The organism is Pseudomonas sp. IT-P4 (genome assembly GCF_949767755.1).
Classification (GTDB): domain Bacteria; phylum Pseudomonadota; class Gammaproteobacteria; order Pseudomonadales; family Pseudomonadaceae; genus Aquipseudomonas; species Aquipseudomonas monachiensis.
On the sequence record NZ_CATKPX010000023.1, the window covers coordinates 415,151 to 437,732 of the forward strand.

18 protein-coding genes and 2 pseudogenes are annotated in these 22,582 nt (G+C 60.3%); 4 read left to right on the forward strand and 16 right to left on the reverse strand.

The window, feature by feature from the left end:
* Nucleotides 1-165 precede the first annotated feature (165 nt).
* Both ACM6IT_RS08470 and ACM6IT_RS08475 read right to left on the reverse strand, forming a co-directional pair.
* Complete coding sequence (locus ACM6IT_RS08470; RefSeq protein ID WP_414917806.1) at nt 166-1,359, reverse strand: MFS transporter; 1,194 nt, start codon at nt 1,357-1,359, stop codon at nt 166-168.
* A gap of 134 nt (nt 1,360-1,493) precedes the next feature.
* On the reverse strand, nt 1,494-2,690 hold the full coding sequence (locus ACM6IT_RS08475) for a class I SAM-dependent rRNA methyltransferase (RefSeq protein ID WP_103395796.1): 1,197 nt from the start codon (nt 2,688-2,690) through the stop codon (nt 1,494-1,496).
* Nucleotides 2,691-2,843: 153 nt separating this feature from the next.
* Between ACM6IT_RS08475 and ACM6IT_RS08480 the strand changes: the two genes are divergently transcribed.
* Entirely contained in the window at nt 2,844-3,713 is an 870-nt protein-coding gene (locus ACM6IT_RS08480) for an HDOD domain-containing protein (protein ID WP_056726464.1), read from the forward strand.
* Nucleotides 3,714-3,755: 42 nt separating this feature from the next.
* Nucleotides 3,756-4,568 (forward strand): bifunctional DNA-formamidopyrimidine glycosylase/DNA-(apurinic or apyrimidinic site) lyase, encoded by an 813-nt coding sequence (gene mutM / locus ACM6IT_RS08485; protein ID WP_414913474.1) that lies wholly within the window; start codon nt 3,756-3,758, stop codon nt 4,566-4,568.
* A 136-nt stretch (nt 4,569-4,704) separates the two neighbouring features.
* On the opposite strand, the gene ACM6IT_RS08490 is transcribed toward mutM, so the two are convergent.
* From ACM6IT_RS08490 to ACM6IT_RS08510, 5 genes are all read right to left on the reverse strand, one after another.
* Entirely contained in the window at nt 4,705-4,956 is a 252-nt protein-coding gene (locus ACM6IT_RS08490) for a YfhL family 4Fe-4S dicluster ferredoxin (protein WP_003195146.1), read from the reverse strand.
* A 148-nt stretch (nt 4,957-5,104) separates the two neighbouring features.
* A complete protein-coding gene (coaD, locus tag ACM6IT_RS08495) occupies nt 5,105-5,584 on the reverse strand; it encodes a pantetheine-phosphate adenylyltransferase (RefSeq protein WP_046039203.1) in 480 nt (159 codons plus the stop codon).
* A 115-nt stretch (nt 5,585-5,699) separates the two neighbouring features.
* Nucleotides 5,700-7,295 carry a GMC family oxidoreductase gene (locus ACM6IT_RS08500; RefSeq protein ID WP_056726466.1) on the reverse strand — a complete coding sequence of 532 codons (1,596 nt, stop codon included), beginning with the start codon at nt 7,293-7,295 and terminating at the stop codon, nt 5,700-5,702.
* 78 nt (nt 7,296-7,373) lie between these two features.
* On the reverse strand, nt 7,374-7,919 hold the full coding sequence (locus ACM6IT_RS08505; protein ID WP_414917807.1) for a twin-arginine translocation pathway signal protein: 546 nt from the start codon (nt 7,917-7,919) through the stop codon (nt 7,374-7,376).
* 28 nt (nt 7,920-7,947) lie between these two features.
* Nucleotides 7,948-9,378 carry a coniferyl aldehyde dehydrogenase gene (locus ACM6IT_RS08510; protein WP_409078160.1) on the reverse strand — a complete coding sequence of 477 codons (1,431 nt, stop codon included), beginning with the start codon at nt 9,376-9,378 and terminating at the stop codon, nt 7,948-7,950.
* A gap of 145 nt (nt 9,379-9,523) precedes the next feature.
* On the opposite strand from ACM6IT_RS08510, the gene ACM6IT_RS08515 reads away from it, so the two are divergent.
* Together ACM6IT_RS08515 and ACM6IT_RS08520 are read left to right on the forward strand one after the other, a co-directional pair.
* Entirely contained in the window at nt 9,524-10,195 is a 672-nt protein-coding gene (locus tag ACM6IT_RS08515) for a TetR/AcrR family transcriptional regulator (protein ID WP_008048320.1), read from the forward strand.
* Between the two features lie 32 nt (nt 10,196-10,227).
* Nucleotides 10,228-11,082, forward strand: coding sequence for a sulfurtransferase (locus ACM6IT_RS08520; RefSeq protein ID WP_056726469.1), 855 nt, complete (start codon nt 10,228-10,230; stop codon nt 11,080-11,082).
* A 55-nt stretch (nt 11,083-11,137) separates the two neighbouring features.
* Here ACM6IT_RS08520 and ACM6IT_RS08525 read toward each other — a convergent pair whose 3' ends face one another.
* The 9 genes and pseudogenes from ACM6IT_RS08525 to ACM6IT_RS08565 all read right to left on the reverse strand — a co-directional run bounded on the left by ACM6IT_RS08525 (nt 11,138) and on the right by ACM6IT_RS08565 (nt 22,333).
* Complete coding sequence (locus ACM6IT_RS08525; protein WP_414913471.1) at nt 11,138-11,965, reverse strand: AraC family ligand binding domain-containing protein; 828 nt, start codon at nt 11,963-11,965, stop codon at nt 11,138-11,140.
* A gap of 3 nt (nt 11,966-11,968) precedes the next feature.
* A complete protein-coding gene (locus ACM6IT_RS08530) occupies nt 11,969-12,988 on the reverse strand; it encodes a hydrolase (RefSeq protein ID WP_414917808.1) in 1,020 nt (339 codons plus the stop codon).
* Between the two features lie 73 nt (nt 12,989-13,061).
* A complete protein-coding gene (locus ACM6IT_RS08535; protein ID WP_414917809.1) occupies nt 13,062-14,507 on the reverse strand; it encodes a M16 family metallopeptidase in 1,446 nt (481 codons plus the stop codon).
* Nucleotides 14,500-15,846: a M16 family metallopeptidase gene (locus ACM6IT_RS08540; protein ID WP_414917810.1), complete on the reverse strand. Its 1,347-nt coding sequence runs from the start codon at nt 15,844-15,846 to the stop codon at nt 14,500-14,502. Before ACM6IT_RS08540 ends, ACM6IT_RS08535 begins: the two co-directional genes overlap by 8 nt.
* Nucleotides 15,847-16,084: 238 nt before the next feature.
* Nucleotides 16,085-17,410 (reverse strand): annotated as a pseudogene (locus tag ACM6IT_RS08545) (M16 family metallopeptidase); the annotation flags it as partial.
* A 30-nt stretch (nt 17,411-17,440) separates the two neighbouring features.
* Nucleotides 17,441-18,766 (reverse strand): annotated as a pseudogene (locus ACM6IT_RS08550) (M16 family metallopeptidase); the annotation flags it as partial.
* A 117-nt stretch (nt 18,767-18,883) separates the two neighbouring features.
* The gene (gene rsmD, locus ACM6IT_RS08555) at nt 18,884-19,495 is read right to left on the reverse strand and encodes a 16S rRNA (guanine(966)-N(2))-methyltransferase RsmD (protein WP_223541323.1); all 612 of its coding nucleotides are present in this window, start codon (nt 19,493-19,495) and stop codon (nt 18,884-18,886) included.
* Nucleotides 19,495-20,985, reverse strand: coding sequence for a M16 family metallopeptidase (locus ACM6IT_RS08560; RefSeq protein ID WP_414917811.1), 1,491 nt, complete (start codon nt 20,983-20,985; stop codon nt 19,495-19,497). The genes rsmD and ACM6IT_RS08560 overlap by 1 nt, the downstream gene beginning before the upstream one ends.
* Entirely contained in the window at nt 20,978-22,333 is a 1,356-nt protein-coding gene (locus ACM6IT_RS08565; protein WP_056726476.1) for a M16 family metallopeptidase, read from the reverse strand. Before ACM6IT_RS08565 ends, ACM6IT_RS08560 begins: the two co-directional genes overlap by 8 nt.
* Nucleotides 22,334-22,582: the final 249 nt, after the last annotated feature.

Below are 22,582 nucleotides of genomic sequence, written 5' to 3' on the forward strand. Positions count from 1 at the left end.
GTTGCCGATAACTTTGCGGGATCGCCGCGCGCTTCAGCTTGAGCTCATAAACCCGCCGGGGATGACTGGCGATGAATGTTCGCGATTCTACACGGCTGGCGGCTGGAGGGAATGCTCGCAAGCATGGAGAGAGCGTTCACATGACGTGTGGGCAAACTCTCGGCGTCATGCCTCGCTGATGGGGTGGCGCTGATTGATCACAGTGTTCAGCCCTGCCCCCATGGCACTCAGAATCAAAAAGCACACTGCAAGGGCAGTAATCAGGTGGTCACTGGCCATGTTGATCACGGCACTGATCAGGCCGCCACACATGAAAATAAACAGACTGCCGGCAGAAGTCGCGGTACCGGCATGTTGCGGGTAGAGGCCCATTGCCCTGGAGTTGGCGATGGGCCGGGAAATGGTGGTGCCGGCAGTGCAGATCAGCATGGGGATCAGCACTGTTGCGGCGGACAGGCCGAATTGCAGGTTCAGCCAGAGCATCACCAGCCCCGACAGGGCGATCAGGCCCAGGCCTGTGATGATTTGCGTGGAGCCTTCCAGATGGCGATGCAGGATGCTCGCAACAACCCCGCCGATTACATAAGCCGAGCCATACAGCAACAGCGCCCAGGCGAACTGATAGGCCGAAAGGTCCAGGTGTTCCATGAAAATGATCGGCGAAATGACGATGAACGAAAAATGGCAGGCGAAGGCGAGGGCAGAGATCAGCCAGTAGCCGGTAAATCGGATGTCGGAAAGGAGCATCCAGTACGCGCCGAAAAATCGCCGGGACTGCCGCTCGCTACTTCGGCTTTCTTTTAGCAGGAACCACGATCTCAGCCAGACAATGGCTGCCAGGGTGATGAATACATAAAAGCTGCCCTGCCAATCCAGATGCAACTGCAACCATGTACCCATCAGCGGAGAACTGGAGATGAAAATCCCGCCGGCGGTCGTCGTCCAGATGCGCAGTCGTTCCAGCTCGCGGCCGCTGAACAGATCCTGGATCAATGCCTGAGACAAGGCAAACGATCCGCAGCCCACTGCCTGAACCACTCGAAAGCCCAAAAACCAGGTGAAATCGGTGGCGAACAGGCAACCTGTTGCTCCCACCGCGGCAAGTGCCATCCCCCCCAGTAACAGCTTTTTGCGGCCGAACATGTCGGACAACGGCCCGATCAGCAGCAGTGAGCACGCCAGGCCGATGGCAAAGATGCTGACGGATAGGGCGATATCGGAAGGTGTGGTACGAAAGTGGTCGGAAAGGGCGGGGAAGGAGGGAAGGACCACGTCGAGAGGGAAAACGGCGAGCAGCGTCATGGCCATCAGCAGCAGGATGAACGACGACTTTTCTTTGGCATGCAGGGTGTTGGTCATCAATCAACGCGCTCGGTCCGTGAAGGGGGAGACGAGAGTTGATTTGATGCGGTTGCAAGTCAATGCAGGTGGCGCGGGACTTTTCTGAAACTGTTGTAGGAGCGAGCTGACTCGCTCCTGCACGCAGGTTTTGGTTAGCTGTTAGGCAACAACCGGCAAGTAATGCTCTTGATGTACCGCGTCTCGGCAATGGCCGGATGCACCGGATGATCCGGGCCCTGACCACCACGTTCCAGCATCTGAATGTTGCGGTCCAGGTGACGGGCGCTGGTCAGCAGAATGTTCTGCAGGTCGTCTTCCGGCAGGTGCATCGAGCACGATGCGCTGACCAGGATGCCGTCCTTGGTGAGCAGGCGCATGGCTTGTTCGTTCAGGCGGCGGTAGGCGCCTTCGCCGTTCTTCATGTCTTTCTTGCGCTTGATGAACGCCGGCGGGTCGGCCACGATCACGTCGAAGCGTTCCTCGCTGGCTTTCAGCTCTTTGAGGGCTTCGAACACGTCGCCTTCGATGCAGGTCATTTTCTCGGCGAAGCCGTTCAGCGCGGCGTTGCGCTCGACACCGTCGAGGGCGAAGGCCGAAGCGTCGACGCAGAACACTTCACTGGCGCCGAACGCGGCAGCCTGCACGCCCCAGCCGCCGATGTAGCTGTAGAGGTCGAGCACGCGTTTGCCTTTGGCGTACGGCGCCAGGCGTGCGCGGTTCATGCGGTGGTCGTAGAACCAGCCGGTTTTCTGACCCTGGATGACCGGGGCTTCGAATTTCACGCCGTTCTCTTCGAGGGCAACCCACTCCGGCACCAGGCCGAATACGGTTTCTACGTAGCGGGTGAGGCCTTCTGCGTCACGGGCAGCGGAGTCGTTCTTGAACAGGATGCCGCTCGGCTTGAGCACTTGGGTCAGCGCTGCAATCACGTCGTCTTTATGGGCTTCCATGGTCGCCGAGGCGATCTGTACCACCAGGATGTCGCCGAAACGGTCGACCACCAGGCCTGGCAGCAGGTCGGAATCACCGTAGACCAGGCGGTAGAACGGCTTGTCGAACAGACGATCGCGCAGGGACAGGGCCACGTTCAGGCGGTGCACCAGCAGCGACTTGTCCAGCGGCAACTTGATGTCGCGCGACAGCACACGGGCGCAGATCAGGTTGTTCGGGCTCATGGCAACGATGCCCAGCGGCTTGCCGCCGGCGGCTTCGAGGATCGCCTGGTCGCCGGCCTTGAAACCGTGCAAAGGCGTTGCGGCTACATCGATTTCGTTGCTGTAGACCCACAAGTGACCGTTGCGCAGACGACGGTCGGCGTTGGCTTTGAGGCGCAGGCTAGGCAGGGACATGTCGTCGCTCCGGAAAAAAGAGCGGGAGTATAGCGTGTTGAGCCCCAGGATTGGCCTGCAAGTGGACATGTGGCGAGGGTTGTCTTGCGATTTGGTATGTCGGATCCAACTTCATAAAGGTTAGAATCACCGTCTGACCCAGAGTGTGCACAAATGTCCCAAGAGCTGACTTCCGAACAGATCCAACAAGCCCTGCAGGGCATCAGCGTACCGGCCCAGCCGCAAATCATGGTGGATTTGCAGATGGAGCAATACATGCCCGATCCGGACCTGGAAGTCATTGCCAAACTGATCTCCCAGGATCCGGGACTTTCCGGGTCCCTGCTGAAGATCGTCAATTCGCCGTATTACGGGCTGAGCAACAAGATTGCTTCGATCCAGCGCGCGGTGAATCTGCTGGGCAGCCGTTCGGTCATCAACCTGATCAATGCGCAGTCGATCAAGGGCGAGATGAATGACGACACCATTGTCACCCTGAACCGTTTCTGGGACACCGCTCAGGACGTGGCCATGACCTGCCTGACCCTGGCCAAGCGCATCGGCATAGAGAACGGCGATGAAGCCTATGCCCTGGGCCTGTTCCACGATTGCGGCGTGCCCTTGATGCTCCAGCGCTTCCCCGACTACATGGGCGTTCTGGAGCAGGCCTATGCCAACGCCAGCGCCGAATGCCGGGTGGTGGACACGGAGAACCAGGTGTTCAATACCAATCACTCGGTGGTCGGGTATTACACGGCCAAGTCCTGGCGCCTGCCGGAACACGTGAGCGCGGCGATCGCCAATCACCACAATGCCCTGGCGATCTTCAGCGATGAATCTTCGCGCAACAGTTCGTTGAAGAACCTGTTGGCGATCCTGAAGATGGCCGAGCACATTTGCGCGTCGTACCGGGTGCTGGGCAATCAGACCGAAGATCACGAGTGGAACAGCATCGCGCCGCTGGTGCTCGATTATGTCGGCCTCTCGGACTACGACTTCGAGACCCTCAAGCAGACGATCCGCGACCTCGGCACTCATCGCTGAGTGTCGGAACCTTCCAGGCCATGCGCCTGAGCCGAGAGCACCATGCCTGAATTGCCAGAAGTCGAAACCACCCGTCGCGGCATCGCGCCGTACCTGGAGGGTCAGCGTGTCAGCCGGGTGATCGTGCGTGACCGGCGCTTGCGCTGGCCAATTCCCGAAGACCTCGATGTGCGGTTGTCCGGGCAGCGCATCGTGCTGGTGGAACGACGCGCCAAGTACCTGCTGATCAATGCCGAAGTCGGCACCTTGATCAGCCATTTGGGTATGTCAGGCAATTTGCGGCTGGTGGAAGCCGGGCTGCCGGCGGTCAAGCATGAGCATGTGGACATCGAACTGGAGTCGGGCCTGGCCCTGCGTTACACCGACCCGCGACGCTTCGGCGCAATGCTCTGGAGCCTCGACCCGTTCAATCACGAATTGCTGATCCGCCTGGGCCCTGAGCCACTGACCGACCTGTTCGACGGCGAGCGTCTGTTCCAGCAGTCCCGCGGACGTTCGATGGCGGTCAAGCCGTTCATCATGGACAACGCGGTGGTGGTGGGCGTGGGCAATATCTACGCGACTGAAGCGTTGTTCGCCGCCGGGATCGATCCGCGCCGCGAAGCCAAGAGCATTTCCCGTGCGCGTTACTTGAAGCTGGCCATCGAGATCAAGCGCATCCTGGCCGCCGCCATCGAACGCGGCGGTACAACGTTGCGGGACTTTATCGGCGGTGATGGTCAGCCTGGTTATTTCCAGCAGGAACTGTTCGTGTACGGCCGTGGCGGTGAACATTGCAAGGTCTGTGGCACGGGCTTGCGGGAAGTGAAGCTCGGGCAGCGCGCCAGCGTGTTTTGCCCGCGTTGTCAGAGCTGATACGTCAGTTAGATTTTCAGTGAGGCTGATGACGCCTTCGCGAGCAAGCCCGCTCCCACACTGGATCTGCGTCGTTCACAAAACCCCTGTGGGAGCGGGCTAGCTCGCGAAGGCGGCCTGACAGGCGCCGAATGGCTTAAGCCTTCCCGGTAATTTTCCGGTACTTCTCCATCAACTGCTCTTCAGTCTCCGGATGAGCTTCGTCCAGTGGAATGCAATCCACCGGGCAAACCTGCTGGCACTGCGGTTCGTCGTAGTGGCCGACACACTGGGTGCACAGGTTCGGGTCGATCACGTAGATCTCTTCGCCTTGGGAAATGGCGGCGTTCGGGCACTCGGGTTCGCAGACGTCGCAGTTGATGCAATCGTCGGTGATGATCAGGGACATGCTAACTCCAGCCGGGGCGGCAAGCCCGGGCGCAATAAACCAATGCGCACAATTGTGCCGCATTGGCGCCCGCAGTGCACGCGGGCGCGATCAAGTGCAGAAAGGTGCAGGCTGCGAAAGCTGAAAAGATCGCAGTCTGCGCCAGCTCCTACTTCTTGAAGCGTTCGGTCAGTGCATCCGCCACCACAGGGTGCACGAACTTGGTGATATCGCCGCCCAAGGCTGCAATTTCACGGACCAGCGTCGAGGAAATGAACGAATAACGCTCGGACGGGGTCAGGAACAGGCTTTCCACGTCCGGCGCCAACTGGCGGTTCATGTTGGCCAGCTGGAATTCGTATTCGAAGTCCGACACCGCACGCAAGCCACGCAGGAACACATTGGCGTTCTTCTCTTTGGCGAAGTGCGCCAACAGCGTCGAGAAGCCGACGACTTCAACGTTCGGCAGATGTTTAGTGACCTCGCGCGCCAGTTCTACCCGTTGTTCCAGAGGAAACAGCGGGTTTTTCTTCGGGCTCGCGGCGACGGCGATGATCACGTGATCGAACAGGCGCGAGGCGCGTTCGACCAGATCGCCATGGCCCTTGGTAATAGGGTCGAAGGTACCTGGGTACAACACTCGGTTCATCGCGTCGTCCTGGCGGGAATCCGTTGGGGAGTCGGATGGTATCGCAGCCTTCCCGGTCGGCCAAGTCGCCTGTTGGGTAAGAAAGCACTATAGACGATGGGAATATTCGTCATTTTCATGGATTTTTTAAACGTTCGGCCAGGGAAGTCGCCAGTTGTGCCGTCAGTCCGTAGACCGACAACTGCGGATTGGCGCCAATGCTGGTGGGGAACAGCGAGCCGTCGTGAATCGACAGATTGCCCAGTTGGTGATGTCGGCCGAGGCTGTCGGTCACCGCGATTGTCGGGTCTTCTCCCATGGCGCAACCGCCCATCACATGGGCACTGCCCAGGCGTGTGCGATACAACTCCAGGCTCAGGCTGTCGATCAGCGTGCGCGCTTCGGCGAGGGTCTTCACGTAGCGGGCGTCGGCGTGCATCGGCATCACGGCCTTGGCGCCACCGGCAAACTGGATCTCGGCCATGGTATGGAACGCCCGACGCAATCCATCCCAGGCGTAGGGTGATAGCTGGTAATCCAGCACCGGCGTGTCATCGCTGCGCAATTCGACGCTGCCACCGGGGCTGTCCGGGTGAAAACCGTCCCGCAGCAACGCCAGCATGGCGTGGGTATGGGCCAGATTGGCCATGTGCTGCGAGTTTTCCTGGCCGAAACCACCGAGCAGTGTCGTGGCCAGCGCCGGATGCAGGGGCGGGACTTCCAGTTTGTAGGACATCTTGCCCGTGGTGCCGTCCTGCCACTGGAAATGGTCGGAATAGATCGACTGCGGCGCGCCGTAGAAAGGGTTGACCACTTCGTCGAACAACGCAGCGGACATGTTCACCGGGTGCAGGAATGTGCGTTTGCCCAGGCGCTTGTGCGGATCGGGTGCTCCGGAACGCATCAGCAGGGCCGGGCTGTTGATGCCGCCACCGGCCAGCACGAAATGCCGCGCCTTGACCGTGATGGTGCGTCCGGTCGGTGCGACGCAGCGTTCATCCATCGCCGAACATTGCAGGCCGATGACCTTGTCGCCGCTGATGTTGAGTTTTTCGGCGCGGGCCAGGTAAAGCAGCTCGCCGCCTTTTTCCAGGGTTGCTGGAATGGTGGTGACCATCATCGATTGCTTGGCGTTGGTCGGGCAGCCCATGCCGCAGTAGCCGAGGTTCCAGCAGCCGCGAACGTTGCGCGGGATGACGTGCCATGAGTAATTCAGTGCTTCGCAGCCCTTGCGGATCACATCGTTGTTGGCGTTGGGTGGCACCATCCACGGCGCGACGCCCAGGCGTTGCTCCATTTTCTCGAACCACGGCGCCATTTCCGCCGGGCTGTGACCCTTGACGTTGTGCTCTTTGGCCCAGTGTTCCAGGGTCGGCTCCGGAGTGCGGAAACTGGAAGTCCAGTTGATCAGCGTGGTACCGCCCACTGCCCGGCCCTGGAGGATGGTGATCGCGCCGTCCTTGCTCATGCGGCCGATGCCTTCCTGGTAAAGGCTGGCGTAGGCCTGGTCTTCCAGCAGCTTGAAGTCGCTGCTGGTCTTGAGCGGGCCTTCCTCGATCAGCAGCACCTTGTATCCGGCGGCACTGAGGATTTCGGCGGTGGTGCCGCCGCCGGCACCGCTGCCGATGATCGCCACGTCCGCTTCGAGTGTCAGGTCCTGGGTCAGTTGCGAGCCGTTGTAGGTTTTCCAGCCTCGGGCCATGCCTTCGCGGAACGGATCGGGTACGGGCATCTTCGGGTTCTCTTTTTATTATTGAGGTACAGGGTCAAGTGTGGGAGCGAGCCTGCTCGCGATAGGGGCGACTCGATTTCAGACCGTAGGCGGCCCGGGATACCCGCAATGCGCCCACGATTCCTTGCGGCCGTACCAGGCCATCATCACCAGCTGCAGCAAGGAACTGTGGCCCATGCGCAACAGGCTCAACGAGCTGTTTTCCCAGCGGTTCAGAAACTGCCGGATATCATCGGCGCTGGCATTTTCCCAGCTGCCCCAGATCCCGGTCAGCGGTCCGCGGGTCACGGCCATGCCCAGCACATCGAACAGTTGCTGGGTCAGCTTGAGCATCTCCGGCGACAGGTGGGCGAGGTTGTAGTCCAGGCTTTTCAGTGTGCCCTCGACAGCCTCGGGCATCCGTTCGGTGGTCGCGGCACCCTCGAGCATGACCGGAATCAATGCCCGCAAGAACAGCAGGTCGCCGCTGCGCAACGTGACAAAACCATTGGCCGGAACGCTCGACGAGCAACCGCTGAGGCTGGCTCCGAGCCCGGCGGTGGCAAGGAAGGCTGTGGCGCCGAGGCTGAATTTAAGCAGCCCGCGCCGTGACAGCGCGGGTGTATCGGACAGGCTGGGGATCATTATTGTTATTACCCGACGGTGATGATCGTTAGCGGATGAACAGCTTCTGGATCAGCTTCTGAATCGACTTGCCGTACGGCGGGTAGATCAACTTCGCGGCGTTGAACCGTTGTTTGATCAACACGCCTTTGGCCTTGCTGAAGGTCAGGAAGCCTTCATGGCCGTGGTAGTGGCCCATGCCCGAGGCACCGATGCCGCCAAACGGCATGTCGTCCTGGGCGACGTGCAGCAGGGTGTCGTTCAGGCACACGCCGCCGGAATGGGTTTCGTGCAGCACGCGCTGTTGTTCGCGCTTGTCGTAGCCGAAGTAATACAGCGCCAGTGGGCGAGGGCGCTGGTTGATGTAGGCAAATGCCTGGTCCAGATCCTTATACGGCACGATCGGCAGCAGCGGCCCGAAGATTTCGTCCTGCATCACCGTCATCTCGTCCGTGACGTTGAGCAGCAGGCTATGGCCCATGCGGCGGCCCTGGCCCTGGTCGAACAGCGGCATCAGCAGCGCACCCTTGCTGGTGGCGTCGCTGACGTAACCGTTGAGACGCGCCAGTTGTCGCTCATTGATGATCGCGGTGTAGTCCGGGTTGTCGGCCAGTGTCGGATAGAACCCGCGGACGGCTGTGCGATAGGCTTCGACGAAACTTCCGACGCGATCCTCCGGCACCAGCACATAGTCAGGGGCCACGCAGGTCTGGCCGGCATTCAGGGTCTTGCCGAAGGCGATGCGCTCGGCGGCGTCCTTGAGCGGCACGTCGTGAGAAACAATGGCCGGGGACTTGCCGCCCAGTTCCAGGGTCACCGGGGTCAGGTTTTGCGCAGCGGCGCGCATCACGTGTTTGCCAATGCTGGTGGCGCCGGTGAACAGCAGGTGATCAAACGGCAGGCGTGAAAACGCCACGCCCATATCCGCCTCGCCCAGGACCACGCAAACCAGGTCTTCGGGGAAGATTCGCGCCAGCAGTTGCTTCATCAGCAAGCCGGTCGCGGGGGTCGACTCACTGAGTTTGAGCATTACCCGATTGCCCGCCGACAGCGCGCCGACCAACGGTCCGATGGCCAGGTACAGCGGATAGTTCCACGGCACGATGACCCCGACCACGCCCAGCGGTTGGTAAACCACTTTGGCCGAAGCCGGCTGGAAGGCGGCGCCCACCTTGCGTCGCGAGGCGCGCATCCAGCCCTTGAGGTGTTTGCTGGCGTAATGGATGCCGTGCAGGCTGGGCATCAGTTCGGCGAGCAGGGTTTCATCGGCGCTGCGATGGCTGAAGTCCTGGCTGATCGCATCGATCAGGGCCTGGCGTTCATTGTTCAATAAATCCTTTAGTGCCTTGAGCCATTGCTGGCGCTGCGCGGCCGGTGGCATCGGGTTGGCGGCGTAGGCGGCACGCTGTGCGTCGAACAGGGCCTGAAGCTCTTCCAGCGGCTGCTGTAGGTTCTGCAGGTAGGAAATTTCAGCAGTCATGGTCGGCTCCGGATTTATTGTAATGAAGCACTTTTTAGAGTCTATGCTCTAAAAAGTCAAATGACATCCTGGAACAGCTTGGTTTTATCCGCTCGCGGATAGATCTAAGATGCCCGTCAACGCACTCTGAATTAAAGCTCAAGCCATGGCCCCACGGATCAAAACCAGCGAGCGCATCGTGCAGAACAGCCTGGAGCTGTTCAATCAGCAGGGCGAGCGCAGCATCAGCACCAACCACATTGCTGCCCACATGGAAATTTCCCCGGGCAACCTGTACTACCACTTCCCGAACAAGCAGGCGATCATCGCCGTGCTGTTCAGCGAGTACGAAAGCCTGGTGGACAGCTTCCTGCGCCCGCCCCAGGGCCGCGCCGCCACGGTGGAAGACAAACGCTTCTACCTCAAGGAGCTGCTGTCGGCGATGTGGCGCTACCGGTTTCTGCATCGCGATCTCGAGCATCTGCTCGACAGCGATCCGGACCTTGCCGACCGCTATCGACGCTTCTCCCAGCGCTGCCTGATCCAGGGTTCGGCGATCTACGAAGGTTTCGTCGCCGCCGGCATCCTGAAGATGGACAAGGTGCAGATCGAGTCCCTGACGCTCAATGCCTGGATCATCCTCACGTCCTGGGTGCGCTTCCTGTGCACCACGCGGGAGAACTCCAGCCACTTGAGCGAACAGGCCATTAAACGCGGGGTGTATCAGGTGCTGGTGCTGGAAGCCGGGTTCGTCACGGATGAGGCCCGTGATGCGGTCAGCGCCTTGTTCGAAGAGTTTTACGTGCCCCTCGCCCAGGCGCTGGAAGAAGTACAGTAGGATCAAGTTCGAGTTAATCACAGGAGCCCGCTATGCCCATTGCGCAACTGATCAGCCCGCAAGCACTGGACCTGAAAAAGGACCAGCCGGGGCTGGTGATTCTGGATTGTCGTTTTGCCCTCGAAGACCCGGATTACGGTCAGCGCAGCTATGCCGAAGGGCACATCGCCGGTTCGAGCTATGCCGACCTCGAGCGTGATCTGAGTGGTGCCGTGGTCAAGGGCGTGACCGGGCGTCATCCGTTGCCCGAGCCGGCGCAACTGATCGAGCGCCTGCAAGCCTGGGGCATCAATGCCGATAGCGAAGTGGTTCTGTATGACGACGGTCCGGGAGCCTATGCGGCGCGGGCCTGGTGGTTGCTGGCATGGCTGGGCAAGCGCGACGGTGTATTCATCCTCGATGGCGGTCTCAAGGCCTGGCACGCGGCCGGTTTGCCGCTGAGCCTGGATGCGCCGGTGATCACCCCTGGATCCTTCACCGGCAGTCCTGACACGGCGTTGCTGATCAGTGCCGAGCAGCTGCAAAAGCGCCTTGCACGGCCGGAACTGACCCTGCTTGATGCCCGCGCACTGCCGCGTTTCAAGGGTGAAATGGAACCAATCGATCCGGTTGCCGGGCACATTCCCGGTGCCCAGTGTGCGGCGTTTACCGACAACCTGGACAGTGACGGGCGCTTCCTGCCAGCCGATCAGCTCAAGCAGCGCTTCGCCGCGAAATTGGGCGATCGCTCACCGAGTGATCTTGTAGCGTATTGCGGTTCCGGTGTGACGGCGTGCCACAACCTGTTTGCGCTGTGTCTGGCCGGTTATCCGTTGGGTTCGTTGTATGCCGGGTCGTGGAGCGAGTGGATCAATGAGCCTGCGCGGGGCATCGCCACCGGCGAATGAGACAAAAGAAAGATCGTCCGAACGCGGCCCGAGCCTTCGGACGATCTTTTTGTTTCTAAAGCCGCGCACTGCGATACGCCCCCGGTCCAACCCCATACACCTGCTTGAACTGTCGGCTCAGATGGCTCTGGTCGGCAAACCCCAGTTGCATCGCAACTTCCAGCGGCAAACAACCACTTTGCAGCAAGGCCCGCGCCCGGGCGATGCGTTGTTGCATCAGCCAGGTGTGTGGCGGCATACCGGTGGCCCGACGGAACACCCGGGCGAAATGGAATGGCGAGAGGTTGACCGCCGCCGCCAGCGCCTCCAGGGAGGGTGGTTCTGCCAGTTGTGCGTGCAGCAGTTCCTTGGCCAATGTCACCGCCCGGTGTTCTTTCCCGGGTTTTCCAGCGTTCGGAACCGCCGCATGACGCTGCAACAGCGACAGCATCAGTTCGCGCCAGACCGTTTGTTGCTGCAATGCGGTGGCGGGGCTTTCCAGTAAACGGTGAAGCTGGCAGAAACCGTTCACCAGATCCCGATCGCGATACAGCGTGGCGCCGAACGCCGGCAAGTGATGGGTCGGCAGTTCGAGTTCGGCCAGTAGCGAAGTTATCTGCCCGCTGTCTGGATAAAACGCCCGGTACAGCCAGCCATCCTCGGTGCCTTTGTGGCCGGTGTGCAGTTCATCGGGGTTGATCAGCACCAGCGTGCCGCTACCCGCCAGGTGTTCGGCGCCGCGATAGCGATAACGCTGGGCGCCGGCCATGATCATGCCGATCACATAGCCGTCATGCACATGGGGGGCAAAGCGATGATCGATGTAGCGGGCGGACAACAACTCGACCCCGGCCAGTGGCGGGGTTTGCCAGAAGTGGATTGACTCGCCTTGTTCAGCATCCATGATTCAAGTGCGCCCTGCGGCGGCCAGCCACTCGGGGATGCGCCGTTCCAGGTAGTAACCCGGTTGCCTGAGCGTGCCGTCGACGAAGCCGACATGCCCGCCCTTGGCTTGCAGTTCGAATTGCGTGCAAGCGGACAACTCGTCGACTTGCGGCAGGCTGTGGGGAAAAACGAAGGGGTCGTCGGCGGCCTGAATCATCAAGGTCGGCGTACGAATTTCACCAAGGAAATAGCGGCTGGAGGCGCGGCGATAGTAATCCTCGGCATCGGCGAAACCGTGCAGTGGTGCGGTGACGCGTCCGTCGAAATCCCAGAACGTGCGCATGTTTTCCAGGGATCCGAGGGCCGCCAGGGCTGCCAGGCCGTCCTCGCGTCCGTCGTGCTGGAACTGTCGCTGTTTGTTCTTGATGTAAGCGACCATCTCACGCATGAAATGCGCCTGGTAAACCTTGGAAAAGCCTTGGCCGATACGGTCGGCGCACTGGTCCAGGCGGAACGGCACCGACACCGCCACGGCGCCCATCAAATTACTGTCGCTACCGGTTTCGCCCAAATGCTTGAGCAGGACATTACCGCCCAGGGAGTAACCCACCGCATACAGTGGCGCCAGAGGCCGTTTGGCCCGCAAGTGTTTGATGGCTTCGGCCAGGTCTTCACTGGCACCGGAATGGTAACTGCGCGGCAGCAAATTGGGTTCGCCCGAACAACCGCGCCAGTTCAGCGCGACGCTTGCCCAACCTCGGTCGTCCAGGGCCATTTGCATGCCAGCGACATAAGGCGAATTCGAGGAGCCGGTGAGCCCGTGCAACACCAGTACCAGGGGGGCGTTGGCGCTGTGTGGGCCATGCCAGTCGAGGTCGAGGAAGTCGCCGTCTTCAAGCCACAGGCGTTCGCGTTCGCGGTCGATGTGCACGGTTTTACGCCACAGCGGCCCCCACAAGGTTTGCAAGTGCGGATTGCCGATGCCGAAGGCAGGGGTAAAGGACGGCGGTGGCGCCAGGGCGGGGTGCGGTTGCACAGTCATTCTCGGTGGAGGTGTTCATGAGTCTGCCCGAAGACGCGGCGGGGCAGCGCCGCGACTGCGTCATCATGGCTGTCTAACTTGCCACAATCTCGCCAGGCATGCGACACATGGCATTGGTTGCGCTTTCGCTCGGAGCTGGCAGCGGTTGTTGATCTGTCTTCGGCCCCAGGATGACAACGCGCCATTGGTCGGCGTGGTGATGCCGGTTGAGCGCGCTTTTGATTGAAGCAGGGCTCAGTTTCAAGGCTTCTTGCGTGGCAAAGTCGAGGTCCAGCGGCAGATTGTGCACGCTGATGGCGTACAGCTCTCTCAGAATCTGCATATTGGTAGCACTGTCCAACGGCGCGCTACCGGTCAGTTGCTGTTGGCTGTCTTCGAGTTCCTGTCGAGTTGGCCCTTGGGCGAGGAAGTCGCTGAACATTGTTTTGATATGGGCCAGCACGGCATCGGCCTGCTCTGGTCGGGTCTGCAATTTGATAGTCAGCAACCCTTGTGCCTGAAAGTCTGAGAGGTCGGCTTCAACGCGATAGGTCAGACCTCGGCGTTCACGCAGTTCATGGGTCAGTCGGTTGGTGAAAATCCGCATGGCCATCTGTAGCGCGACATAGTCCGGACTGCTTTGCAGGACACTTGGCTGGGTAAGACGCAGGTAAGCCTGGGTCGATGGTCGCTCAATGCGCAGCAGACCTGGAGCGCCTGGGCTTGTCACTGGCAGGGTCGCGGCAATGGCCGGTCCCAGGGGCAAGGCCGCGGATATCTGCGCACCGATGCGCTGGGCTTCTTCCTCGGTGAGGTCGCCGACCAGTGTGATCTGGGCATTGCCCGCGGCATAAGCCTGGCGATGAAAGTCTTGCGCCTGGGTGCGGGTGATGGAGGCAAGCCCGGCCCGGGTTCCATAGAGGGACTGAGCATAACCGTGGCCGGGAAACATCTGGCCGAGATTGGCTTCTCGGGCTTGAGCGGCATGGGACTGATCTTCAAGGTCCAGAAAGTACTGAAATTGGGATTTCACCTCAGGCAGGGATTCTTCCGGCAACAGCGGCTTGCCGAGTACTTGGGCGAACAGCTCCAGGGCTGGAGTGCGCCGTGATTCGTCACTCAGGCTACGCAGGGAAAACCAGGTCCGGTCCTGGTTGATACCCAAATTCATCCTTGCACCCAGATTATCGAACGTCGCCTGTATGGCGTTGACGTCCTTGCCAGCCACTGCCTCATTCAAAAGGCTATAAGTGACTGCGGCCAGGCCGGGTTGAAGCGGTGTGTGGGCGCTGCCGGCGGCAAAGCTCACAAGGGCATCGAACATCGGCAGGCCAGGGGTGCGGATGAACAGGATCTTCGTTCCGCCGAGGGTTTTGTAACCCTTGATCGGCAGTGTGCGGTGGGTCGTCGGGGTCTGGGGTTCATTGAGCGATTGCAGCGCTGGTTTCCGGGGCGCCGTGGTTGCGGCGACAGGGGCCTGGGCACTCAACAGCATGCCGGCCAGGATCAATCCATTGATGAGGCCTTGGAACTTATCCATTGTTTTTCTCCGGCAGGATTTTCGCGGTACTCAGGCGCTCACGCGTCAGGTAAGTCTTTGCGACTTGTTGAATATCCAGGGGAGTGACCTTGGTCAGCTCATCCGTATCCTGATCCGCCAGCCGCCAGTCCAGACCGATGGTTTCCAACAGGCCCAAGGTATTGGCCTGCCCTTCCAGTTCATCCTGCGCATAAACCGTGTTAGCGATCACAAGGTTTTTTGCGCGCTCCAGGTCTGCCGGTTCCGGTGCCTTGCTCTTCAGTGATTCGATCACTTGCCAGAGACGGGCGAGGGCTTCGTCAGCGTCATTGAGCTTGTCCGGGTTGAGCTGGGTGCTGATGGTCAGCAACGAATCACCACGATTGAAGGCGTCGTACTCTGAGCGGGCCTCAGTGAATATCGCTTCGCTCAGTTGCAGTTGCTGTTTGATCCGCGCGCTACTGGATCCGGCCAGTAACATATTAAGCAGGCGCAGGGCATGGGCAGTCCGACGATCCGGTGCCGTGGCCAGGCTTGGCGCGTTGAAGCTCATGATCAGGTGCGGGGAGGCTATCGGTGCATACAGGGTCAGTGACCGTTCACCGGCAGAGGCCAGCTCGACGGGGGCATGGGCCACGGGTGTCGCGCGCCGCTCAAGATGGCCGAAGTGCTGCTGTGCAAGGGCCTTGATCCGCTCAGGCGTTACATCGCCAACAACCACCAGCGTCGCATTGTTTGGCGAATACCAGGCCTGATACCACTGCCGCAATTGCACGGCGTTCATGCGTTGCAAATCGTGCATCCAGCCAATCGTCGGGGTGCGATAGCCGCTGGCCGGGTAGGCAATGTTGTTCAGTCGCTCGCGAGCCGAAGCGGTGATTCGATCATCAACGTGCATCCGGCGCTCCTCCTGAATGACCTTGAGCTCCGGAGTGAAGTCCTGTTCATTGAGCTCGGCCGTACTCATCAGGTCAGCCAGTATTTCGAAAGCGACGCCAGTGCGGCCGGACGGCAGGGTCTGGTAAAAAGCTGTGTAGTCAGGGTAGGTGGATGCGTTATGACTGGCGCCCAGTTTATCCAGTATCACCGCGAACTCTCCGGCGCAGGCCTTGCTGCTGCCTTTGTAGACCATGTGTTCGAGGGCGTGGGACAGGCCCGACTGGCCGGGCGGTTCGTAGCTTGCACCGACCTTGATCCAGAGTTGGGCGGTGACGATGGGGGAGCGGTGGTCCTCGCGCACGACAACCTTGAGGCCGTTATCCAGTACGAAGTCTTGCGTCGCAGGGGGTGTCGCCGCGCTGGCCATGAGCGGCAGCCAGACGATAAAGGGCAGCACAAGCGTGCTGCATGAGATGTTCATCCGTGTTCATCCTCAGTGGTTTGCAGTTAATTGCGCAAACCACTGTGGATGATCCGTAAGGACGTCAGGCGGTAACTATGTAGTGCACTTCACGACCGGTTTGGGGTGGTCGTCTCGCGGGAATCAGAGGTGCGTTGCTCGCAGCTTGTCTGGAAATACCGTGCACCACAGCCGGTCCGCAAGGGACAGGAAACAATTGATGGCAGGTCCATTATTAATGTTCCGGAACCCCCAGCGGTTACTCGAAAGGGTTATCAGTAGGGGCCGGTAACGGCTTTTGCGGCACGGTCGGGCCAGCACTGACGATGACCATCTTTTCCATGCTCAGGTGTTTGTTCATGGCGGCCTTGACCTGCTCGACGGTCAGGGCCTGGGACTGTTGCATGAAGTCTTCCAGGCGACTCAACGGCAAATTAAAGTAGCCGATGACCGCCAGTTGAGCGACGATATCGGCGTTGCTCGCGGTGGACAGCGGGAAGCTGCCGGCCAATCCGCGCTTGGCATCGTCAAGCTCTTTTTCGGTCGGGCCGTTCTCAAGGTAGTCGGCCAGCACGTCCTGCACCAGTTTCACGGTGCCTTCGCTCATTTCGGCGCGGGTTTGCAGTTCGATCATGAACGGGCCACGCACCTGCTTTGGGGTGAGGCTCGAATACACGCCGTAAGTCAGGCCGCGTTTCTCGCGCACTTCGCTCATCAAGCGGGTGCCGAAGCCGCCGCCACCGAGAATCTGGTTACCCATGGACAACGCCGCGTAATCCGGGTCGTAGCGGTCGATGCCCAATTGCGCGAGTATCAGGTTGGTCTGCTTGGACGGGAACTCGATATGGCCGACGCTGGCCTTGGGCTCGACCGGTTGCGCGATTTTCGGCAAGGCCGGCCCTTTGGGCAGGGCGCTGGAAACCTGGGCAGCAATCGCTTCGGCTTCCGCGCGGGACAGGTCGCCGACCAGTGCGATCCCAACGTTACCGGCTGTATAGGCTTTCTCGTGGAAAGTACGCAGTTGCGCCAAAGTAATCGCCGGTACGGTTTCCGCCGTGCCGTAGCTGGAATGAGCGTACGGATGATCACCATACAAGCGGCTCATCAGTTCCAGGTTCGCCAATTTACCGGGGTCCTGCTTGTAATATTCGAAATGGGTGAATATCAGATTCTTCATGCGGGTTAACGAGTCGGCCGGGAAGGTTGGTTTGCCCACGACTTCAGCGAACAGCTTCAGGGCCGGCTCGCGCTTGTCCTTGGCACTCAGGCTGCGCAGCGTAGCGACTGCCATGTCGTTATAAGTGTCGTTGCCGAAATTGGCGCCAAGGTCTTCGAAGCCCTGGGCAATGGCACTGGCGTCTTTGCCGGCCACTCCTTCGCCGAGCATGGCGTTGGTCAATAGCGCCAGACCGAGTGCGTTGCCGTCGTGGCTGCTGCCGGCGGCGAAGGTCAGGCGCATGTCGAACATCGGCAGTTCATGGGCTTCAACAAACAGCACCTTGGCACCGTTGGCTGTGTTCCAGGTTTGTACGTCAAGTTTGCGGGAGCTCGGTACTTTGCCGTCGAGCATCGCCAGTGATTCCACCGGCATGTTGGGGTCATCAGGACCGTCAGTCTCATGAGTTGTTTCCTCGGGCAAGGCATGGGCAACACTCACGCGAGAGCGGGTGAAAAATGTGTGGGCCGCTTTCTGGATGTCCTCGGGAGTTACCTCCTGCAGACCGGCAAGTTCAATATCCATCAGCTTCCACGACAGGCCGATTGTTTCCAGCTGTCCGATGGTGTGAGCCTGACTGTTGATCAAGTCTCGTTCGTAGACCAGTTGAGCGATCGCTCGAGCGCGCGCCCGCTCGATTTCTTCAGCAGAAGGCGCAGTGATTTTGAGCTGTTCGAGCAGTCGCCACAGGCCGGCTTCAACCTGCTCTATGGTTTTGTGTTTCCGGACGTTAGGTGTCGCTGACAAGGTGAACAAGCTGTCGCCTCGGGTGTAGGGGGCGTAATCCGAAGATGCATAGGTAACAAGCTCTTCTCCACGTTGCAGGAGCGCCGGGATACGGGCGCTATAACCACCATCAAGCAGGGACGCAATCAGCCGCAAGGCGTTTACCGAGTGTTTGTCTTCGGCGGTGGCTATACCGGGCACGTTGAAGGCCATGAGTATTTCCGGTTCCCGGGTCTGTGTGTGCACTGTAATCCTGCGTTCGCCTGGCTCTGCCAGTTCCAGCGGAATCTTGACTGGGGGGATGTCACGACTTTGGATCGGCCCGAACCAACGCTGGGCCAGAGTGACGACCTCTTCCGGTGTCACATCACCCACCACAACTAGCGTGGCATTGTTCGGCGCATACCAGGATTGGTACCAGTGACGCAGCTCTTCGATCTTCATGCGCTCAAGATCGGCCATCCAGCCAATGGTTGGCGTTCTGTAGCCGCTGCTGGGGAAAGTGATGGTAGAGAAGAGTTCTCGCGCCCTGCTCATCGAGCTGTCGTCGACACGCAGGCGGCGTTCTTCCTTGATGACTTCGATCTCTTTATTGAACTCTTCGGCTGGCAGGTGTGCGTTCACCATGCGGTCGGCTTCGAGTTCGAAGGCCACGCCAAGGTAGTCGCGGGACAGCAACTGGTAATAAACGGTAGCGTCGTCGCTGGTGAAGGCATTCTCCTCAGCGCCGAGGCTGCGCAATATTATCGATGCTTCACCGGGTCGGGTTTTATTGCTGCCCTTGAACACCATGTGTTCCAGGGCGTGGGATAGCCCCGATTGCCCCGGATGTTCATAGCTGGAACCGACTTTGTACCAGAGCTGGGAGATCACCACAGGTGCTCGATGATCTTCGCGAACGATGATCTTCAGGCCATTTTCGAGAGTGCACTCATGCGTAGGGGTTGGAGTTCGTTCAGTCATTGGCTTGTTCATCCATTGGTTATTCATTGCATCCATGCGAGACATTTCGCACGTCAACGATGATCCAGGAGCAGAGGAACAAGCCACCTCAGATGTGTTGCGTTTTAAGAAGCCGCCGTGGTGCCGGGCAAGCCATCGGCCTGCCCGTGCGCTTTACTCGGCAGGGTTTTCAGTGCTGCGCTGCCACAATGAGTAATACACGCGCCCGGATTTCTGTTCCCGGTGCAGGCGCCAGTTCTCCGGCAGGCCCAGGGTCGACGGCGCCGACTCGCTTTCGGTGTACACCCAGGCGTCTTCGGCCAGCCATTGGCGCTCTTCGAGCAACTTGCAGACGGTGGGCAGCAGGTCCTGGTTGAACGGCGGGTCAAGGAACACCAGGTCGTAGGCCGTTGCGGTCTGGGTTTCCAGGTAGCGCAGGGCGTCGGCGGTCTGGACCTGGCCGTTGGTGCAACGCAATGTGCCCAGGTGTTCCTTCAGGCTGGACACCGCGATGCTGCTGGCGTCCAGCGCCTGACCCATGGCTGCGCCGCGGGACAGGGCTTCGAGGAACAGCGCGCCACTGCCGGTGAACGGGTCGAGTACCTTGGCACCGGGTACATAAGGTGCGAGCCAGTTGAACAGGGTTTCACGCACTCGGTCCGGCGTCGGGCGCAGGCCCGGGGCGTCGGGGAAGCTCAGCTTGCGGCTGCGCCATTCACCGCCGATGATGCGCAACTGGTTTACGCCGTTGTGGACGTTTTTGGCGGGTTTTTTAGGGTGGGCCATTAATGCTCCGGAACCCCGAGCGGCTGCTCGGAAGGTTTATCAGTAGGGGCCGGTAACGGCTTTTGCGGCACGGTCGGGCCAGCGCTGACGATGACCATCTTGTCCGTACTCAGGTGTTTGTTCATTGCGGCTTTGACCTGCTCGACGGTCAAGGCCTGGGACTGTTGCATGAAGTCTTCCAGGTGACTCAGCGGCAAGTTGTAAAAACCGATGGCGCCCAGCTGACCGACGATATCGGCGTTGCTGGCGGTGGACAGCGGGAAGCTGCCGGCCAGTTCGCGCTTGGCGTCGTCCAGCTCTTTTTCGGTCGGGCCGGTATTAAGGTAGTCGGCCAGTACATCCTGCACCAGTTTCAGGGTGCCCTCGCTCATCTCGGCACGGGTTTGCAGGTTGATCATGAACGGGCCGCGTGCCTGCATCGGGGTGAAGCCCGAATACACGCCGTAAGTCAGGCCACGCTTTTCGCGCACTTCACTCATCAAGCGGGTGCCGAAGCCGCCGCCACCGAGAATCTGGTTGCCCATGGACAACGCCGCATAGTCCGGGTCGTCGCGATCGATGCCCAGTTGCGCAAGCATCAGGTTGGTCTGCTTGGACGGGAACTCGATATGGCCGACGCTGGCCTTGGGCTCGACCGGTTGTGCGATTTTCGGCAAGGCCGGGCCTTTGGGCAGGGCGCTGGAAACCTGGGCGGCAATCGCTTCAGCTTCCGCGCGGGACAGGTCGCCGACCAGCGCGATCACCACATTACCGGCTGCGTAGGCTTTCTCGTGGAAAACACGCAGCTGTGCCTGGGTGATCGCCGGGACGGTTTTCGCCGTGCCATCGCTGGCGTGTGCGTACGGGTGATCACCGTACAAGCGGTTCATCAGTTCCAGGCTCGCCAGTTTGCCGGGGTTCTGTTTCTGGTATTCAAAACCGGCGAGCATCTGGTTCTTGATGCGGGCTAGCGAGTCGGCAGGGAAAGTCGGCTTGCCGATGACTTCGGCGAACAGCTTCAGGGCCGGTTCGCGCTGGTCCTTGGCACTCAGGCTGCGCAGCGAAGCGATTGCCATGTCCTTATAAGCGCCGTTGCCGAAATCGGCACCCAGGCCTTCGAAGCCCTGGGCAATGGCACCGACGTCCTTGCCGGCCACACCTTCGTTGAGCATGGCGTTGGTCAACACCGCCACGCCCGGTGTATCGCCGTCCTGGCTGCTGCCGGCAGCGAAGATCAGGCGCATGTCGAACATCGGCAGCTCATGGGCTTCGACAAACAGCACCTTGGTGCCTTCGGCGGTGTTCCAGGTCTGCACGTCCAGCTTGCGGTGTTGCGGTGCCTTGCCGTTGAGTTCGGTCAGCGATTGCAGTTTCTGGCTGGCCTTGGCCTTGTCCAGGGCTTCGCTGGCATTGGTTTCACCGGAGCGCGACAGATAGAACGCGGCGGAGCCGATAACGGCGACGGCGACCAGGCCGATCAGGGCCAGGCGGGAGGGTTTACGCTCACTCATGAGTCGTCTCCAGAGGCAATACATGGGCGACGCTGAGACGTTCGCGGGTGAAGTACAGCTTGGCGGCTTTCTGGATGTCTTGCGGCGTGACGCTTTCCAGATCGGCCAGTTCGGTGTCCATCAGTTTCCATGACAGGCCGACCGTTTCCAGTTGGCCGATGGCGGTGGCCTGGCTGGTGATCGAGTCGCGCTCGAAGACCAGGCCGGCGATGACTTGTGCGCGTACGCGTTCCAGTTCTTCGGCGGTTGGCGCCGTGGTTTTCAACTGGTCGAGCAGCTTCCACAAACCGGCTTGCGCCTGGGCGATGGTCTTGTGTTTCTGCGAGTTTGGCGATGCCGACAGAGTGAAGAGGCTGTCGCCACGGGTGTAGGCGTCGTAACTCGACGAGCCGCCGGACACCAGTTCTTCTCCGCGTTCCAGTTGCGTCGGGATGCGCCCGCTGTAGCCGCCGTCGAGCAGCGCCGAGATCAGACGCAGGGCATTGACCAGGCGCTTGTCTTCGGCGGTGGCGATGCTCGGCACGTTGAAGGCCAACATCAGGCTGGGCAGTTGGGTCTGTACGTGCAGAGTGATCTGGCGCTCGCCTGGTTCGGCCAGTTCCAGCGGTTTTTTTGCGGCGGGCACATCACGCTTGGCGATCGGGCCGAAATAGCGTTGGGCCAGGGTTTTGACTTCGTCCGGAGTGACATCGCCAACCACCACCAGCGTAGCGTTGTTGGGCACGTACCAGGTTTCGTACCAGTGGCGCAGCTCTTCGACCTTCATCCGCTCAAGGTCGGCCATCCAGCCGATGGTCGGCGTGTGATAGCCGCTGGCCGGGTAGGCCATGGCCTTGAAGCGCTCGTAGGCCTTGGCCATCGGCTTGTCGTCGGTACGCAGGCGACGTTCTTCCTTGATGACCTCGATTTCCTTGGCGAACTCGTCGGGCGGCAGGCGCAGGCTGGCCATGCGGTCGGCTTCCAGCTCGAAGGCAACGCCCAGGCGATCACGGGCCAGCACCTGGTAGTACGCGGTGAAGTCGTCACTGGTGAATGCGTTTTCTTCGGCGCCGAGGTCGCGCAGGATCAGCGAGGCTTCGCCGGGGCCGACTTTCTCGCTGCCCTTGAACATCATGTGCTCCAGAGCGTGGGACAAACCGGTATTACCCGGCGTCTCGTAGCTGGAGCCGACCTTGTACCAGACCTGGGAAACCACCACGGGCGCACGATGGTCTTCGCGCACGACCACCTTCAAGCCATTGTCGAGAGTGAATTCGTGGGTGGGTTGCGGGTCGGCAGCCAAGGCCGAAAGGGGCAGGCAAACTGTGCTGAGCAGCAGGCCTGCGGCGCGGCGGGCAAGAGCATTCATTCGTTTTCAAACCTTTGGGGCTGCCCGCTTGGTCTTAGCGTCAGCGGGCGAGAGGTAGGGCGTGTCATCAATCATTACCAGTACTGGTAATGATTGATGACACGCCCTAGGATACTGATCCGTTTTAGCGGCGGCCACGCCTATCAGGCCTTTATGCTTGATCAGGTTGAATGGGTTTGCGACGGAAGGTGGATGTTTATCAACTGAATTCCGCGTTTTCGCCGATTTTGCTGCTTTAGTCCTATGAGA